This is a genomic window from Stenotrophomonas sp. 82F1 (assembly GCF_056861525.1).
Genome location: NZ_JBSPUD010000013.1, coordinates 105,830 through 121,621, shown reverse-complemented (window position 1 = coordinate 121,621; position 15,792 = coordinate 105,830). Strand labels below are relative to the sequence as shown.

The window sequence follows — 15,792 nt, the reverse complement described above, 5'->3', positions numbered from 1 at the left end:
CACCGCCCCACCTTCGACAGGTTCACTCGGCTGTTGGTAGGTGTCGACCTTGGTCGACACATCTGTCAGATATCGAAATAAATCTGGGGTCAGATCCCGTGCCGTTCCGACAGATCGCGGTCAACTGTCGAAGGCGGGGTGGGTCCGGTTGAGGGGGTGTGAGCGGCATGGATGCCGCGACCAAGCCCCCACGGATAGGTTTACGGCGCCCCCCTCAACCGGACCCACCCCGCCAACCCACAGGAAACCAGCTTTTGCTGTTGCTTCGGCTGTTGCTTCGGCCGTTGCCGTTGCCTCTGCGGGTGCAGGGCGCAGCCCTGCCGAGCAACACCCCCTCGTGCACAATGAGGCCGACCCCGCCTGGACGCCGTCTCGATGTCGAGCAAGCCGTATTCAGAAGCCTGCGAACGTAACCGCGAACCGATCGCCGCTGCGCTCGACCCGTGGATGGGCGACCGCCACCGGGTGCTGGAGATCGGCAGCGGCACCGGCCAGCATGCGGCCTTCTTCGCCGAGCGCTGGCCCTGGCTGCGCTGGCAGCCCAGCGACCATCCGGACCATCTGCCTGGCATCGAGGCCTGGCGTGCGGAGGCGGCGCTGTTGAACCTGCTGCCGCCGGTGGCGCTGCAGGTCGAGCTGCCGCCGGCGACCGGCCTGAGCCTGCCGGAAGGCAGCACGTTCGATGCTGCATTCACTGCCAACACCCTGCACATCATGAGCTGGGAACACGTGCAGGCCCTGTTTGCCGCACTTCCACCCCTGCTGCGCCATGGCGCGCTGCTGGCGGTGTATGGCCCCTTCAATTACGGCGGCCGTTACAGCAGCGACAGCAACGCGCAATTCGATGGCTGGCTGAAAGCGCGTGATCCGCGTAGCGGCATCCGCGATGCCGAAGCCGTGCAGGCGCTGGCGGCGGACAACGGATTCACCCGGTTGGGTGATCTGTCCATGCCGGCCAACAACCGAGTGTTGCTGTGGCGCCTGGGGTGATCAGGCGTCGGGGGCCATGCTGGAAAGACGGGTCGCCGCAGCACGCAGTCCCTTGAAAACAGGTTCGGACACGGTCGAAGGGAAGCCGCTTGGAAGCTGGCGTGTGACGTGTTCGATGGCGGGTTCCACGGAAGCGATCAACGCTTCGATCCATGGCTCTGCGCCATCGGCTACGCCACAGGCGCGTGCGGTTTCATTCCAGTGCCGGCGTCGCACAAGGTGCAGTTTTCGATGGCGGTTCTTGCCCTCTACCGCCATGGCAAGCTGCGCGTTGTGCGGATCGAGTTGATTGGGCCCCCGGCCGAGGATGGGATATACCGACAGCACGTCGTAGACAGGAGTCAGACGGAAACGCCCCCCCGCGTCGATGTGGACGCTGAAGTTCTTTGCGTGGCCGTCGGTCGCGGCAAGCATCCAGAACAGGATCTGCGTCTTGAAGAAGGTTGCTCGATCCTCAGGCTGCTCGGATTGCCGAAGCAGATCCATGATGGCCACGATGCCGGGGCCGCCATCGGATTCGTACTTCCGGGCAGCGGGGAGGCCAAAGACCTGACACATATCTTCCTGCGGCAAGCGAAGCCACCACGTGCGATCCGCAGCCAGTCGCCGGTCGAAACGTTCGACGATCAGTGCACCTTGATCTTCAAAACGCCCCATCTGCGTATCCGCGACGGGAATACCAAAGGCCGCCAGCAAGTGCATGCACAGCCACTCGTTCTCCACGGACTGGTGCATGTCCGCACGCATGTTGCCGACGATACCCAACGGCAGCTTGAAGATGTGCGTGGACGGCGTACTTCCGGTAGGAATGCACCATTGACCATCGTGCAGCAGCAGGCCGGTCTTTTCCTGCGCTCCAGCGATGGAAATGCGGAACGCATCGTCGCTGGAAGATGTGCCAGGCAATGCACTTGTTGTGACCTGGCGCAGGACTTCAGCGACGCCTGAGTCATTCAATGGTTCGAACGTTATCCGCTGGATGGCATCCGGTGTGCGCGAATGTGGCAACAGCTGCACCGCGCCCACACAGTCCCGGCCAATGGCTTCAAGCAGATCGAACGTATCGCTGCTGCGCGTGGCGAACCGGTCGCGGATCCGGTTGCGGATGGTGACGTTATCGGGGAGAAGATTGTCGAAGTAGTCGTTGACGACCTGACCCTGATGGCTTTCACCGTCGGGCAGCAGGGGGAGCGAAAGGGACAGTGGTCGCGACTGCGTCGAACCAATCCATTGGCTGAGGTAGGAAAGGCGGGATGCCCGGTTCCGCGCATCATCCCAGAGCGCCACCTCGACACCATTCATCCAGACCCGCAACGTACCCATGGCTTACCACTCCGAAGTCGACGTGTTTTCCCGGGGACTTCGCTGCTGCAGGCTGATTTCCAGGCCCAACACGGCCCAGACTCGCATCAATCGCTCGAAGCTGGCAGACGCTGGATCGCGTTCCAATGCGCCGACTGCCTGGCGGGAGATGCCCAGTCGCTCGGCAAGCTGTGCTTGACTCAGCCCGGCCTGGCGTCTGAACGCGCGCATCAGCGGCGCAAGTTGCTGCGGTGTTCTCACCGTATGCGGCGGCCTGTCCATACCGGCAGTCCTCGGGAAAGATGACCGTACGCCATCACGTACGCAAAGGATAGGTTGCTTTACGACACACAACCTATCTCGTTCCTGCGCCACAGGCAACCTATGGATTGCCTTCTCAAAAGGCAATCAATAGGTTTCTTTTTGTAGTGTGCTACTACGCCACCTGCACGATATGCAGCGCCTTCGGGTTGCGCCACTGCGCCAGCAGCACCGCTTCGCGGGCCTTGGCCTTTTCGAAGTGTGCTTCCTTGACGTGACCGAAGCCGCGGATGTGCTCGGGCACGCTGGCGATCTCCACTGCCAGTGCCAGGCGATCGTCATCCAGGCCATCCAGCAGCACCTGCACGGTCGCCTCGTAATCGCCGATCAGCTTGCGCTCCATGCGGCGCTCTTCCGTGCGGCCGAACACGTCGAAGCGGCCGCCACGCAGGAACTTCAGCTTGGCCAGCAGGCCGAACGCCTTGAACATCCACGGGCCATATTCCTTCTTCAGCAACCGGCCCTGTTCGTCCTTCTTCGCGAACAGCGGCGGTGCCAGATGGAAGCGCAGCTGGTAATCGCCCTCGAACTGCTGCTGCAGGCGGCGCTGGAAATCGCCGCTGGTGTACAGGCGCGCCACTTCGTATTCGTCCTTGTACGCCATCAGCTTGAACAGGTAGCGGGCCACGGTCTCGGTCAACGCGGTGGAGCCGCCGATACGCTCGGCTTCAGTCGCGCGCACACGCTCGACCAGCGTGCGGTAGCGGTTGGCATAGGCGGCATCCTGATAGTCGGTCAGGAAGGCCGAGCGGCGCTCGATCATCTCGTCCAGCGAGCGCGACAGGCGCGCGTCGTCCAACGGCAGGAAAGCGACATCGCCACCATGCGTCGGCAGCCCACGCAGCTCGCGCTCGTCACCGGTGTTGCGCGGTGCGGCGGTAGCGCCCCACTCGTTGCCTTCCCATTCGCCCGGCGGCAGTGCATGCAGCGGGCCTGGGGTATTTTCGGTGTCGGTATGGCGGTTGCGCACCACGCCTGCCGCCTGCTGCACGGCCTGCGGATCGACCGCGGCCAGGCGGCCCCAGGCAAAGGCCTGCTGGTTCATCGCCACCGCGGCGCCGTTGAGCTCGATGGCACGCATCAGCGACTCGAACGACAGCGGCACCAGGCCCTGCTGCCAGGCGTAGCCGAGGATGAACAGGTTGGCGGCGATCGCATCGCCGAGCAACGCGGTAGCCAGCTGGGTCGCATCCAGCAGCAGCGGCTCTTCGCCACCCAGGGCCACGCGCACGCCGGCGATGATGTCGGCGGCGGGGAACTGCATGTCAGGGCGCGTGGTGAACGTGCCCGGCATCGCTTCATAGGTGTTGAGCACCACCTGCGAACGGCCCGCGCGTACCTTCGACAGTGCCCAGTAATCGTTGACCACCACCATGTCGCAGCCCAGCACCAGGTCGGCTTCACCGGCGGCGATGCGCACCGCGTGGATGTCGTCCGGGCGACGGGCGATGCGGATGTGCGTGGTTACCGCGCCACCCTTCTGTGCCAGCCCGGTCTGATCAAGCACCGAAGCACCCTTGCCTTCAAGATGACCGGCCATGCCCAGCAGGGCGCCGATGGTCACCACGCCGGTGCCGCCAACGCCGGTGATCAGGATGTTCCAGGGCTGCTCCAGGGTGCCGCGCACCACCGGTGCCGGCAGGTTGTCCAGCAGCGTGGAGGCATCGCGCTTGCTGCCCTTGCGCGGCTGTCCACCGTGCACGGTGACGAAGCTCGGGCAGAAGCCGTTGACGCAGGAATAGTCCTTGTTGCAGTTGGACTGGTCGATGTCGCGCTTGCGCCCGAACTCGGTTTCCTTTGGCAGTACCGACACGCAGAAGCTCTTCTTGCCGCAGTCGCCACAGCCTTCGCAGACCAGCGAATTGATCATCACCCGCTTCTGCGGATCTTCCAGCTTGCCGCGCTTGCGGCGACGGCGCTTCTCGGTGGCGCAGGTCTGTTCGTAGATCAGGATCGAAACACCCTTCACTTCGCGCAGGCGCTTCTGCACCGCGTCCAGCTCGCTGCGGTCATGGAACTCCACGTCGCTGGGGAAATGCTCGCGCTGGCGCGTCCACTTGGTGATGTTGTCCGACAGCACCATGATGGTGTGGACGCCCTCGGCACGCATCTGCCTTGCGATGTCCGGCACGCTGAGCGGGCCGTCCACCGGCTGTCCGCCGGTCATCGCCACCGCATCGTTGTAGAGGATCTTGTAGGTGATGTTGACGCCGGCGGCGATCGCCTGGCGGATCGCCAGCGAACCGCTGTGGAAATAGGTGCCGTCGCCCAGGTTCTGGAACACGTGCTGGGTATCGGTGAAGGCGGCCTGCCCGGCCCACGTCACGCCTTCGCCACCCATGTGGGTGAAGGTGTCGGTGCTGCGGTCCATCCAGGTCACCATGTAATGGCAACCGATGCCGGCCAGCGCACGCGAGCCGTCCGGCACGGTGGTAGAGGTGTTGTGCGGGCAGCCGGAGCAGTAGTGCGGCACGCGCGGGAAGCTGGCGCGCGGCAACGCAAGCTCGGCTTCCTTTTCCTGCATCCACTGCAGGCGCTGCTCGATCGATTCGTTGTTGAAGAACTTCTGGATGCGGCGACCGATCACGCCGGCGATGGTGGCCGGGGTCAGTTCGCCGGTGGACGGCAGGATCCACTCGCCGGCCTCGTCGTACTTGCCGACGATGGACGGGCGCTGGCCCCAGCTGGCCGGCCAGTTGAAGAACTGCTCCTTCATCTGGCGCTCGATGAAGGCACGCTTCTCCTCCACCACGATGATGTCTTCCAGGCCCTGTGCGAAGCGGGCGATGCCTTCCGGCTCCAGCGGCCAGGTCATGCCGATCTTGTACACGCGGATGCCGATGTCGGCGCAGGCCTGCTCGTCCAGGCCCAGGTATTCCAGCGCCTGCAGCACGTCCAGGTAGCTCTTGCCGGTGGTGACGATGCCCAGCCGCGCACGCGGCGCGTCCATCACCACCTTGTCGATGCCGTTGGCACGGGCGAAGGCCTGCGCGGCTTTCACCGCGTAGCGGTGCAGGCGCATCTCCTGGTCCAGCGGCGGATCGGGCCAGCGGATGTTGAGGCCGCCGGCGGGCATGTCGAAGTCTTCCGGCAGCACGATGCGCCGGGCCAGCGGATCGACCTCGACCGAGGCCGACGATTCCACCGTCTCGGCGATCGTCTTGAAACCGACCCAGCGCCCGGTGTAACGGCTCATCGCCCAACCAAGCAGGCCCATGTCGAGGATGTCCTGCACGCCGGCCGGGTTCAGCACCGGCATCATCGCGCTGACGAATTCGTCTTCGCTGCCATGCGGCAGCGTCGAGCTGCGGCAGGCGTGGTCGTCGGCGGCCAGTGCTAGCACGCCGCCGTAACGCGAGGTACCGGCGGCATTGGCGTGCTTGAACACGTCGCCGCAGCGGTCCACGCCCGGGCCCTTGCCGTACCACATGCCGAACACGCCCTGCACGTTGGCGCCGGGGAACAGGTTGGTCTGCTGGGTGCCCCACACCATGGTCGCGCCCAGATCCTCGTTGAGGCCCGGGGTGAACTTCACCTTGGCCGCTTCCAGGTGCTTGCGCGCACGCCACAGCTCCAGGTCGAAGCCGCCCAGCGGGCTGCCGCGATAGCCGCTGATGAAGCCGGCGCTGTCGATGCCGGTGGCTTCGTCGCGCAGGCGCTGCATCAGCGGCAGCCGCACCAGCGCCTGCACGCCACTCAGGTAGATCCGTCCTTCGTTGCGGGTGTACTTGTGGTCGAGCGTGTAATCACGGTCGAGCAGGTCGGCGGAGGCGGGCGAAGTGAGTTGCGCGGTACTGGTCATGGCTGGCCTGGTCAGGATCGGCTGGCACCGGCCGCGCAGGTACACGCGGCGGGAAAGGCGCGAATTGTAACAGTGGGGGGCAAAGGCCCCGGCACTCGCGCCAGGGCCGTGCTGAGGTTAGGATCGGGGAGAGAGAGGGAGGGTTGGTGTTTCAACCTTGGGGGAATTTGGATGTCAGTTGCAGGACAGTTCCTGGCCGGCGTGTTGCTGGTCTCGGGAGCGGCCACTGCGTGGGCCGCGCCGGCATTGCCGGCACCGCAGGAGTTCTATTTCGACAGCGACGCCGCCGCCGCGCCGATCACGGTGGTGCAGGGTGAAGGCGAAGACCTGGTGGCACAGCTGCTGAAGCACCGCGAGCGTGGCCGCAAGGGGCTGGAAGCCACGGCGCAGCTGGCGTCGGTCGCCATTGCGCAGGGGCGCGCGGAACTGGGCGACAAGCTCTATCGCGAGGCACTGGCCGAAGCGCCGGTGCAGAGCGCGCTGGGCCGCAGCGTACGCTGGAACTATGGCTGGGACCTGTTGCGGCAGGGCCAGGCATTGGCTGCGCTGGAGCAGTGGCAGGCCGCTGCCAGCACCCTGCGCAGCAATCCCGGCTGGGTGCCGCCGAGCTATGCATTGGCGCTGTGGCGGGCGGGCCAGCAGCAGGAGGCGGTGAAGTGGTATGCCGCTGCCGTACGCACCGAGCCGGCGCAATGGCGCGACAGCAGTCGTTACGCGCAGCTGTTGCCGGGCTGGCGCGATGACGAACGCGCGACGTTGGCCGAAGTACAGCAGGCCTGGGCGGCCGCGCCACCCGCCTGGCCCTGAGGGTGGGGGTTCGGCCGGGTTGCACCCGGCACCCGCAGAGGCCAGAGCCACAGCAACAGCGGGTTTGCTGGGGGATGGCGGGGCGGTGTGGACAGGCAGGACACGCCGTAAACCCGTCCTTGGGGGCTCGATGGCGCCTTGCTCGTGTGCGCTTTCCTGCGCACACGGCAAGACCGGGGTTGGGCGTCCTGCCCAACCCGCCCGAGGGCATGCCTCGGGCCCATGGCGCCAACGGTCCTGCCTGCCCACACCGCCCCGCCTTCGACAGATTCCCGCTGCTGTTGGTAGGTGTCGACCTTGGTCGACACGTACATCCACGCCATGCGTGGATGAATCTGCATCGGAATCGAATGATCGATATCTGATCGAAATGCAGCCGAGCGTGGGCTCGGCGCTACAAAAAGCGGCCAGCCAACTGCTTCTGCTTTTGCTCTTCTTCTTTCTTTTCCGTGGCTGATCGCCCCCGGAAACTGTCCGTGGCCGGGCGGGTAGGCTGCGCAGGGGCGTGAGCCGCATGGATGCGGCGACCGAGCTTACAGGGGTGAAGGCGCTTTGCTTGCGAAGCACTGCTTCGCAAGCGCCTGAACGCACAGCCGCCAGCGGCTGGGCCGGGCCCCGGAGGGGGACTTGCAGCGTCCCCTGCGCAGCCTACCCACCCGGCCAACCCACAGCTGGCTCCTTCAGCGACCAACCACGAGGGGCTGCGCCGTTCGCAGGAAATCCTCAGTCGTCCGCGGACACCGTGCGCCCCGACGCCCACTCCCGCAACGCCGCCACCTGCTCGGCCATCAACACCGACAACGGCCGCGTCGTGCGGATCTCGCCCATCAGCAGCTCGGTATCCAGCGGCCGGCCTTCGGCGTGCGCCGAATACAGCCCGGCCACGATCGCCTGCTCGATCTCCGCACCGGAAAACCCGTTGGCCGCCGCCGCCAGTGCCGGCAGCGCGAAGTCGTCGGCATTGAGCTGGCGCCGCCCCAGGTGCAGCCGCAGCAGTTCCACGCGCACATCGGCCGAGGGCAGGTCGACGAAGAAGATCTCGTCGAAGCGGCCCTTGCGCAGCAGCTCGGCCGGCAGCTCGTGTACCTGGTTGGCGGTGGCCACGATGAACACCGGCGCCTTGCGCTCGGCCATCCAGGTCAGCAGGTAGCCGAGTACACGGCGCGACACGCCGCCATCCTCGGTGCCGGTGGCCAGGCCCTTCTCGATCTCATCCATCCACAGCACGCATGGCGCCAGCTGCTCGGCCGAGGCCAGTGCCTGGCGCAGGTTGGCTTCGGTCTCGCCGTGGTACTTGTTGTACAGCGCGCCTACGTCCAGGCGCAGCAGCGGCACGCCAAAGCCGGCGGCGGTAGCCTTGGCCAGCATCGATTTGCCGCAGCCCTGCACGCCCAGCAGCAGCATGCCGCGTGGCGGGTCCAGCCCGGCCGGTGCCGAGCCGGCGATGAAGGCGACGCGACGCTGGTTGATCCAGCGCTTCAGCCGGTTGGCCCCGGCCACGTCGCCGAAGCGCGCGCTGTCGTGCTCGAAGAACAGGTGGCCGCTGCGGTTGAGCAGCTCGAACTTCAGCCGCGCCAACTGTGGCAGGTCGTCGTCGCGCAGCGCGCCATCGGCATAGATCAGCTGCCGCGCGATGCGCCGCGCATCGACCAGGCTCAGCCCCTGCAGGTTCTTCAGGATCTTCTTGACCGCCTCGCTGTCCACTTCCACCCGGCGCCCGCCGTGTTCGCGTGCATAGGCATCGGCTTCTTCGCGCAGCATCTTCAGCAGTGCGTTGGCGTCGGGCAGGCGCGGATTGAAGCGCACCGCCAGGGCTTCCAGTTCGGCCGGCAGTTCCACCTTGGCGCCGATCAGCACCAGCACGTGCGATTCGCTGTGGCGGCGCTGGATCAGATCGCGCAGCGCACGCTGGTGGCTGGCATAGCCCAGGTAAGGGTGGAAATCGAGCAGCAGGTACACGCCGCGCTGGTCGGCCTGGCGGATCATCTGCAGTGCGGCGCTGGCGTCGGGCGGGCCCACAGGCTCGTCCTCGCGCTCCAGGTCGATGCGGCGCAGGCCCTCGGTGATCGACCAGCGGTGCAGGGCCCGCCAGACATGCATCAGCGTCTGCCGGAACAGCTCGACGATGCGACCCTCATCCTGGGTCTCGACCACGATCAACGGCGTGTTGGCGCGGATCAGTGCGCTCAGGTCCTGCAGTTCGCTCATGGCGGTTCGGTCCTTCGGGGGCGCCACGATAGCAAAGGCCGGGGGGCACGGGTTCAGCACGGCTCTACCTTCCGTCACCATCGGCGGTGTACGCTCGGGGCACGTACCCGGAAGCGAGGCTGGCATGAAGACGATCCTGGTGGCCGGTTCCAAAGGCGGGGTGGGCAAGTCCACCATCGCCACCCACCTGGCCGCGTACGCGGCATTGCAAGGCAAGGCCACGGTGATCGCCGATGCCGACCCGCAGGGCTCCAGCACGCGCTGGGCACAGCGCCGGGCCGGGCTGGAAAGCGCGGTGCTGCCGATCGACGTGTACCGCAAGAAGCAATGGGCGCAGAAGCTGCCCGACGGTACCGATACCGTGGTGATCGATGCACCGGCCGGCGCACTGGCCGACGATATCCCGCATTTCCTCGACGCTGCCGATGCCGTGGTGGTGCCGGTGCTGCCCTCGGCACTGGACATCGAAGCCATCGTAGGCTTCCTCAACAGCCTGGCCCAGGTACCGCGCGTGCACAGCCGCAAGCTGCCGGTCGGGCTGGTGCTGAACCGCACCAAGCCCTGGACCCAGACCTCGCAGCAGGCCCTGCAGATGCTGGCTGACTGGCCGTATCCGGTGGTCGCCCAGCTGCGCGACAGCCAGAGCTATGTGGTCATGACCGGCCTGGGCCGCAGTCTTTTCGATTACCGCTCCGCCCAGGTGCGCGAGCACCAGGCCGACTGGGAACCCCTGTTGTCCTGGCTGAAGCTGTAACAGCCGTAGGTCTCCATCCCTTTATTGGAATCCCGCAATGCGCGAACTGATCCTGCTCCGCCACGCCCACGCCGAACCGGCCACCACCGGCCAGGCCGACCTTGACCGGCCGTTGTCGCCGGTGGGCCTCGCCGAAGCCGAAGCCGCCGGCAAGTGGCTGAAGGAAAACAACCTGCTGCCCGATTGCGTGCTGTGTTCCCCCTCGCGGCGGACCCGCGAAACCCTGGAAGCGGTGATGACGGCCATCGGCTATGTCGAAAAGCGCCTGGAGGACCGCATCTACGAGGCTACCCCGGGCGCCCTGGCGGCGCTGGTGGACGAGCGCCGTGACCTGGACCGGGTGTTGATCGTCGGCCACAACCCCGGGCTGGAGCAGCTGGTGGCGCTGATGACCGATGGCACCAGCAGTGATTACCGTGGCATGCCGCCGGGCGGCGTCGCCGTGCTCGGTTTCGCCCGCGAGGCAACGATCGAGCCGGGCGTGGCCAGCCTGAACGCCTTCTGGTGGCCGTGAGCCGATGAGGGTGGCGTTGCCGGGCCGCTGCCTGCTGCCGGTCGTTCTGGCGATCGGCCCGGCCTGGGCCGCCGCACCGCCACCGACCGCGCTGCCGGCGGTCGTGGCCGAGTCGCCGCGTACGCTGCAGCTGGATGTGGTGCGCTCGCAGATCGGTTTCGAAGTCCGCACCCGCTTCGGCCAGCGCATCGAGGGCGTGTTCCCGCGTTTCGAGGGGCGTATCGAGGTGCTGTCCGATGGCCGTCACCAGGTCCACCTGAAGATGTTCACCCGCACCGTGGAGATCCCCGGCAAGGACCGCTATACCGGCTGGATGCGCGGCCCGGAGTTCTTCGACGCTGGCCGTTACCCGTTCGTGGAATTCGACTCGCTGCCGTACTGGCCGGAGACGGTCGCCGACGGAGGCGGCATCGACGGTCGGCTGACCCTGCGCGGCGTCAGCCATCCGGAGACACTCAAGGTCGAGAAAGCGGAATGTGCCCGACCCGGCTATGATTGCGACGTCGTCAGCCGCGGTACCGTGCAACGAGGCCGGTACGGCATGGACAGCTGGCAGCTTGCCTTGAGTGACCGAGTGACTTTCGTATTGCGTGCACGTCTCAGCGAGGCGTCGAAACCGTGAATCCCTTGCTGCGTGTACTGGTGCTGGCAACCGTGTTGCTGGGCAGTGGCTGTGCGTCGCTGTCGCACGCCCAGCGTGATCGCGCCGAGGCGATCGCCGTACAGGCACGCTCGACCCAGGTGGATTGCCAGCAGGCCGACCGCTGCGCGCTGGATTCGCCCCTGCGGGCTTTGGCCGGCCGGGCGTTCAGCGAATCGACCCCGGAACAGCCGCGGCACTACGCCACCCTGCTGGACGAGGGCGAAGGCGCGCTGGTCGCGCGCCTGAACCTGCTGCGCAGCGCCACCCGCAGCATCGACCTGCAGACCTACATCTTCGACAAGGACGACAGCGCCCGCTTGGTCATCGACGAATTGCTGGCGGCGTCGCGGCGCGGGGTGAAGGTGCGGTTGTTGATCGACCAGCTTTCGGCGATCTCCGACCTGCAGATCCTCGGCGCACTGGCCGGCGCCCACCAGAACTTCCAGCTGCGGGTCTACAACCCGACGTTCGGCAAGGCCCGGCTGAACTACTTCGACTATGCCGGCAGCGTGCTGTGCTGCTTCCGCCGCTTCAACCAGCGCATGCACAACAAGCTGCTGGTGGTCGACGATGCGATCGGCGTGGTCGGTGGGCGCAACTACCAGGACGACTATTACGACTGGGATCGCGAATACAACTTCCGTGACCGCGATGTGCTGATCGCCGGTCCTGAAGCGCGCGCGATGGCGGCCAACTTCGATGCCTTCTGGCGTGCGCAGCGCAGCGTGCCGGCCGAGCGCCTGAACGATGTCGGCCGTACCCTGCTCAAGCAGGGCGTGCCGCTGCTGCCGCCCGCGCAGTTCCGCAGGCCCGAACGGGTGGAGCGGGTCAGCGAGGAGGCCAACGATGTCGACTTCGTCACCCGTTCGTTCGTGGACACCGCCTTGCCGGTCGCCTCGGTGCGCTATGTGGCCGATCTGCCGCGCAAGCACCGCCGTGAGCGCGCCGACGCACCACTGGCCGGGCAGCATGTCACCGAGCCGCAGCTGGATGCACTGATCTCCAGTGCACAGCATGAAGTGATCCTGCAGACGCCCTACCTGGTGCTGTCCAAGCCGGCACAGAAGCTGTTCCGCGAGCTGCGCAAGCGGCCGGAACCACCGCGCGTGGTGGTGTCCAGCAACAGCCTGGCCGCCACCGACAACCCGATCGTGTATGCGCTGTCGTACAAGTACAAGCGCCGCAACATGCGCGAGCTGGGCTTCAACATCTTCGAATTCAAGCCGTTCCCGCTGGATGCCCCGGTCGATTACCGCAACCTGCTGCCCGACCCGATCGCCGCGCCGGGCAGCGATACCGGTCGCAATCCGCTGCTCGGGGGTAGTGCCGCTGGCAGCAATGCCGGTGGCGGCAGTGGTGATGTGGTGGCCACTGCGGAAGCGGACGCTCCGCCGGCGCGGGTGATCCATCCGCGTACCGGCAGCGCCTATGAGAACGGTCGTGCGCGTCGGCGTGCCGCCGGCAGCGAAGTCGAGACCCGCCTGCTGCGTACCGAAACGCGCCCTTCGTTCCTGGGCAGCAAGGCGGTCAACAAGCCGCTGCCGGTCACCCGCAAGGGCGCGCGCATGGGCCTGCATGCCAAGTCGCTGGTGGTCGACCGCCGTATCGGCGTGGTCGGTACCCACAACTTCGATCCGCGCAGCGAAAACTACAACACCGAAGGCGCGGTGATCATCGACGATCCGGCCTTCGCTGAGCAGCTGGCGCAGAGCATCCTGCGCGATACCCACCCGCAGAACTCCTGGACGGTGGCGCCGCGTGCCAAGCCGCCGGTCTTGTCCGGCCTGAACTACAGCGTCGGCAAGGCCTCCGAGGCACTGCCGATCCTCGACTTCTGGCCGTGGCGCTACGCCACCGACTACGAGTTCAAGCCGGGCCCGGACTGCCCGCAGCCACTGCCGCGGCAGAGCGCCGATTTCCACCGCTGCTATGTCGCGGTGGGCGACTTCCCCGAGGTCAACGTCGGGCCGAAGTGGCTGCTGGTGCGCATGCTGACCGCATTCGGCGCCGGCCTCGTCCCCATCCTCTGAAGGTAGCCGCATGACCCAGGTATTCCGCGAAGCCGTTTCCATCGAGCAGCTCAACGCACTCAGCCACAACACTGCCATCAGCACCCTGGGCATCGTCTTCAGTGCCGCTGGCGAGGACTGGCTGCAGGCGACCATGCCGGTGGATGAGCGCACCCGCCAGCCGTACGGCATCCTCCACGGCGGCGCCTCGGTGGTGCTGGCCGAAACCCTGGGCAGCAGCGCCGGCAACCTCTGCGTGGATACCGCCAAGCAGGTCTGCGTGGGCCTGGAGATCAACGCCAACCACGTGCGCGCCGTGCGTTCGGGGACGGTCACCGGCACCGCGCGCGCGGTGCACGTGGGCCGCAGCACCCAGCTGTGGGAAATCCGCATCGAGGACGAGCAGGGCCGGCTGGTCTGCATCTCGCGGCTGACCCTGGCCGTGGTGGCGGCCGGCCACGGTTGAGCCCTGGCGGCAGCAGTGACGGCGGCGGAACCCAGCGTTCCCCGCCGATGGCCGCCGTCAATGAGACTTATGGCCGAATTCGGCTGGCAGCGATGGCAGCCCTCCGGTATCGTGCGTGGATGACTTCCCCCACTCCGGCCCCCCGCGGCGGCGTGGCGCGTGTGTGCCGTTACCTGTACCGCGTACCGCTGCTGTTGGTCCACATCACCGTGTTCCTGCCGCTGATCCTGATCGGCATGCTTCCGCCATGGGGCGAGCTGCGCGTGGGCGACGATACCTTCGGCGCCAAGGTGGTGAACTGGTGGCAGGGCGGGCTGATGTGGATCTTCGGCTTCCGCCTGTCGCGTATCGGCCAGCCGCTGCCGGGCGCGGTGCTGTTCGTCGCCAACCATGTCAGCTGGGTCGATATCTCCATCCTGCACAGCCAGCGCATGATGGGCTTTGTCGCCAAGCGCGAGATCGCCAGCTGGCCGGTGGTCGGTTGGCTCGCCGCGCGCGGCCAGACCATTTTCCACCAGCGTGGCAACACCGAATCACTCGGTGGAGTGATGCAGGTGATGGCCGACCGCCTGCGCGCCGGCAAGGCCGTGGGCGTGTTCCCGGAAGGACGTACCCGCGGCGGCCACGACGTTGGCCCGTTCCATGCACGCATCTTCCAGGCGGCAGTCGAAACCAGCGTGCCGGTGCAGCCGGTGGCGCTGGTCTATGGCGTGCGCGGGGATGCACAGACCATCGTGGCCTTCGGCCCGGGCGAGAGTTTCTTCGCCAATTTCCTGCGCCTGCTCGGTGAGCCGGCGCGGCATACCGAAGTGCATTTCCTGGAGCCGATCGGCACCCAGGACCTGGAAGGCCGTCGGCGCATCGCGGAAACCTCGCGCGCGCGCATCGTGGCGGCCATGAGCGGGGATTGAGGCCAGGGTGGCCGTGTTTCCGCCACCGACCCTCGACGCTGATGCGCCGATGCTCACCGCGTCCGACTATCAGCCGCCGCGCTGGCTGCGCAATCCGCACCTGCAGTCGATGCTCAGCTCCAGCCGCATGCGCCTGCAACGCGGCCTGCTGCTGCTGGCCGCCACCGGCGCGGTCAGCGAGGAGCTGATCCTCGATGGTGGCGAGGGCGTGCGCCTGCAGGGCTGGCACAGCCATGTCGAAGGGCGCGAACCGCGCGGCATCGCCCTGTTGCTGCACGGCTGGGAAGGCAGCGCCGAATCCAGCTACATGCGCATGGCCGCTGCCCGCATGCTGGAGCAGGGGTTCGACGTGGTGCGGCTGAACTTCCGCGACCACGGCAATACCCATCACCTCAATCCCGGCATCTTCCACTCCAATCTCATAGACGAAGTGGTGCATGCCGCAGGCGATGTCGCCCAGCGCTGGCCCGATCTGCCGCTGGTTGCGGCGGGCTATTCGCTGGGTGGCAACTTCGTGCTGCGGCTGGCGCTGCGCGCGCCGGCCGCCGGTGTGCCGCTGCAGCACGTGGCCGCCGTCTGCCCGGTGCTGGACCCGGGGCTGACCATGGAGAACATCGAGAACGGCCCGGCGATGTACGACTGGTACTTCCGCCGCAAGTGGGCCGGTTCGCTGCGTCGCAAGCGCGATCTGTTCCCCGAACTGAGCGATTGCGACGACCGCGTGCTGAACATGGACATCCGTTCGCTGACCGCCTGGCTGGTCGAACGGCACACCACGTTTGGTTCGCTGCAGGCCTATTTCGATGGTTATTCCATCGCCGGCGACCGCCTGTCCACGCTGCAGGTGCCCGCTGACATCCTGATGGCGCAGGACGATCCGGTGATCCCCTACGCGACCTTCCGCGATTGGCAGCTGCCGCAGCAGGCGCGGCTGGAAACCGCCTGCTGGGGCGGCCACTGTGGCTTCCTGGAAAACTGGCGCGGCGATGGGTTCTCCGAACGCTGGGTCGCGCAGCGCCTGCGGCGCGTCCTGGCGGGCTGAACCGGCACCGGCGCGCGGCCCGC

The 15,792-nt window shown here is 66.7% G+C and carries 13 protein-coding genes; 9 read left to right on the top strand and 4 right to left on the bottom strand.

What is annotated here, in order from left to right:
- Positions 1–375 precede the first annotated feature (375 nt).
- The gene (locus AC13GI_RS13925; protein WP_380658295.1) at positions 376–990 is read left to right on the top strand and encodes a DUF938 domain-containing protein; all 615 of its coding nucleotides are present in this window, start codon (positions 376–378) and stop codon (positions 988–990) included.
- Here AC13GI_RS13925 and AC13GI_RS13920 read toward each other — a convergent pair whose 3' ends face one another.
- The 3 genes from AC13GI_RS13920 to AC13GI_RS13910 form a co-directional block, all read right to left on the bottom strand.
- Positions 991–2,313: a type II toxin-antitoxin system HipA family toxin gene (locus AC13GI_RS13920; protein ID WP_380658297.1), complete on the bottom strand. Its 1,323-nt coding sequence runs from the start codon at positions 2,311–2,313 to the stop codon at positions 991–993.
- 3 nt (positions 2,314–2,316) lie between these two features.
- The gene (locus AC13GI_RS13915) at positions 2,317–2,574 is read right to left on the bottom strand and encodes a helix-turn-helix domain-containing protein (RefSeq protein ID WP_089241740.1); all 258 of its coding nucleotides are present in this window, start codon (positions 2,572–2,574) and stop codon (positions 2,317–2,319) included.
- A 154-nt stretch (positions 2,575–2,728) separates the two neighbouring features.
- Positions 2,729–6,415 carry an indolepyruvate ferredoxin oxidoreductase family protein gene (locus AC13GI_RS13910; RefSeq protein WP_482996602.1) on the bottom strand — a complete coding sequence of 1,229 codons (3,687 nt, stop codon included), beginning with the start codon at positions 6,413–6,415 and terminating at the stop codon, positions 2,729–2,731.
- Between the two features lie 171 nt (positions 6,416–6,586).
- Between AC13GI_RS13910 and AC13GI_RS13905 the strand changes: the two genes are divergently transcribed.
- Complete coding sequence (locus AC13GI_RS13905; protein WP_099819502.1) at positions 6,587–7,222, top strand: hypothetical protein; 636 nt, start codon at positions 6,587–6,589, stop codon at positions 7,220–7,222.
- Positions 7,223–7,945: 723 nt separating this feature from the next.
- Here the strand turns inward: AC13GI_RS13905 and AC13GI_RS13900 are convergent.
- Entirely contained in the window at positions 7,946–9,430 is a 1,485-nt protein-coding gene (locus tag AC13GI_RS13900) for an AAA family ATPase (protein WP_482996601.1), read from the bottom strand.
- A 124-nt stretch (positions 9,431–9,554) separates the two neighbouring features.
- Here AC13GI_RS13900 and AC13GI_RS13895 point away from each other — a divergent pair, with 124 nt between their 5' ends.
- The 7 genes from AC13GI_RS13895 to AC13GI_RS13865 all read left to right on the top strand — a co-directional run bounded on the left by AC13GI_RS13895 (position 9,555) and on the right by AC13GI_RS13865 (position 15,769).
- Positions 9,555–10,184, top strand: a complete 630-nt coding sequence (locus AC13GI_RS13895) for a ParA family protein (RefSeq protein ID WP_099819504.1) — start codon at positions 9,555–9,557, stop codon at positions 10,182–10,184.
- 37 nt (positions 10,185–10,221) lie between these two features.
- Positions 10,222–10,698 carry a SixA phosphatase family protein gene (locus AC13GI_RS13890; protein WP_482996600.1) on the top strand — a complete coding sequence of 159 codons (477 nt, stop codon included), beginning with the start codon at positions 10,222–10,224 and terminating at the stop codon, positions 10,696–10,698.
- 4 nt (positions 10,699–10,702) lie between these two features.
- A complete protein-coding gene (locus AC13GI_RS13885; protein WP_099819506.1) occupies positions 10,703–11,320 on the top strand; it encodes a YceI family protein in 618 nt (205 codons plus the stop codon).
- Positions 11,317–13,371 carry a phospholipase D family protein gene (locus AC13GI_RS13880; protein ID WP_482996599.1) on the top strand — a complete coding sequence of 685 codons (2,055 nt, stop codon included), beginning with the start codon at positions 11,317–11,319 and terminating at the stop codon, positions 13,369–13,371. Before AC13GI_RS13885 ends, AC13GI_RS13880 begins: the two co-directional genes overlap by 4 nt.
- Before the next feature lie 10 nt (positions 13,372–13,381).
- A complete protein-coding gene (locus tag AC13GI_RS13875; RefSeq protein ID WP_099819508.1) occupies positions 13,382–13,816 on the top strand; it encodes a hotdog fold thioesterase in 435 nt (144 codons plus the stop codon).
- Between the two features lie 119 nt (positions 13,817–13,935).
- The gene (locus AC13GI_RS13870; RefSeq protein WP_380657310.1) at positions 13,936–14,727 is read left to right on the top strand and encodes a lysophospholipid acyltransferase family protein; all 792 of its coding nucleotides are present in this window, start codon (positions 13,936–13,938) and stop codon (positions 14,725–14,727) included.
- A 7-nt stretch (positions 14,728–14,734) separates the two neighbouring features.
- Positions 14,735–15,769 carry a YheT family hydrolase gene (locus AC13GI_RS13865; protein ID WP_099819510.1) on the top strand — a complete coding sequence of 345 codons (1,035 nt, stop codon included), beginning with the start codon at positions 14,735–14,737 and terminating at the stop codon, positions 15,767–15,769.
- The last annotated feature ends 23 nt before the right edge of the window (positions 15,770–15,792 follow it).

What these genes read in the sequence shown, in the direction of transcription:
- AC13GI_RS13885 (WP_099819506.1), top strand. Translation starts at nt 10,703, where the DNA reads ATGAGGGTGGCGTTGCCGGGCCGCTGCCTGCTGCCGGTCGTTCTGGCG.
- AC13GI_RS13895 (WP_099819504.1), top strand. Translation starts at nt 9,555, where the DNA reads ATGAAGACGATCCTGGTGGCCGGTTCCAAAGGCGGGGTGGGCAAGTCC.
- AC13GI_RS13870 (WP_380657310.1), top strand. Translation starts at nt 13,936, where the DNA reads ATGACTTCCCCCACTCCGGCCCCCCGCGGCGGCGTGGCGCGTGTGTGC.
- AC13GI_RS13925 (WP_380658295.1), top strand. Translation starts at nt 376, where the DNA reads ATGTCGAGCAAGCCGTATTCAGAAGCCTGCGAACGTAACCGCGAACCG.
- AC13GI_RS13910 (WP_482996602.1), bottom strand. Translation starts at nt 6,415, where the DNA reads ATGACCAGTACCGCGCAACTCACTTCGCCCGCCTCCGCCGACCTGCTC.
- AC13GI_RS13900 (WP_482996601.1), bottom strand. Translation starts at nt 9,430, where the DNA reads ATGAGCGAACTGCAGGACCTGAGCGCACTGATCCGCGCCAACACGCCG.
- AC13GI_RS13905 (WP_099819502.1), top strand. Translation starts at nt 6,587, where the DNA reads ATGTCAGTTGCAGGACAGTTCCTGGCCGGCGTGTTGCTGGTCTCGGGA.
- AC13GI_RS13875 (WP_099819508.1), top strand. Translation starts at nt 13,382, where the DNA reads ATGACCCAGGTATTCCGCGAAGCCGTTTCCATCGAGCAGCTCAACGCA.
- AC13GI_RS13890 (WP_482996600.1), top strand. Translation starts at nt 10,222, where the DNA reads ATGCGCGAACTGATCCTGCTCCGCCACGCCCACGCCGAACCGGCCACC.
- AC13GI_RS13915 (WP_089241740.1), bottom strand. Translation starts at nt 2,574, where the DNA reads ATGGACAGGCCGCCGCATACGGTGAGAACACCGCAGCAACTTGCGCCG.
- AC13GI_RS13920 (WP_380658297.1), bottom strand. Translation starts at nt 2,313, where the DNA reads ATGGGTACGTTGCGGGTCTGGATGAATGGTGTCGAGGTGGCGCTCTGG.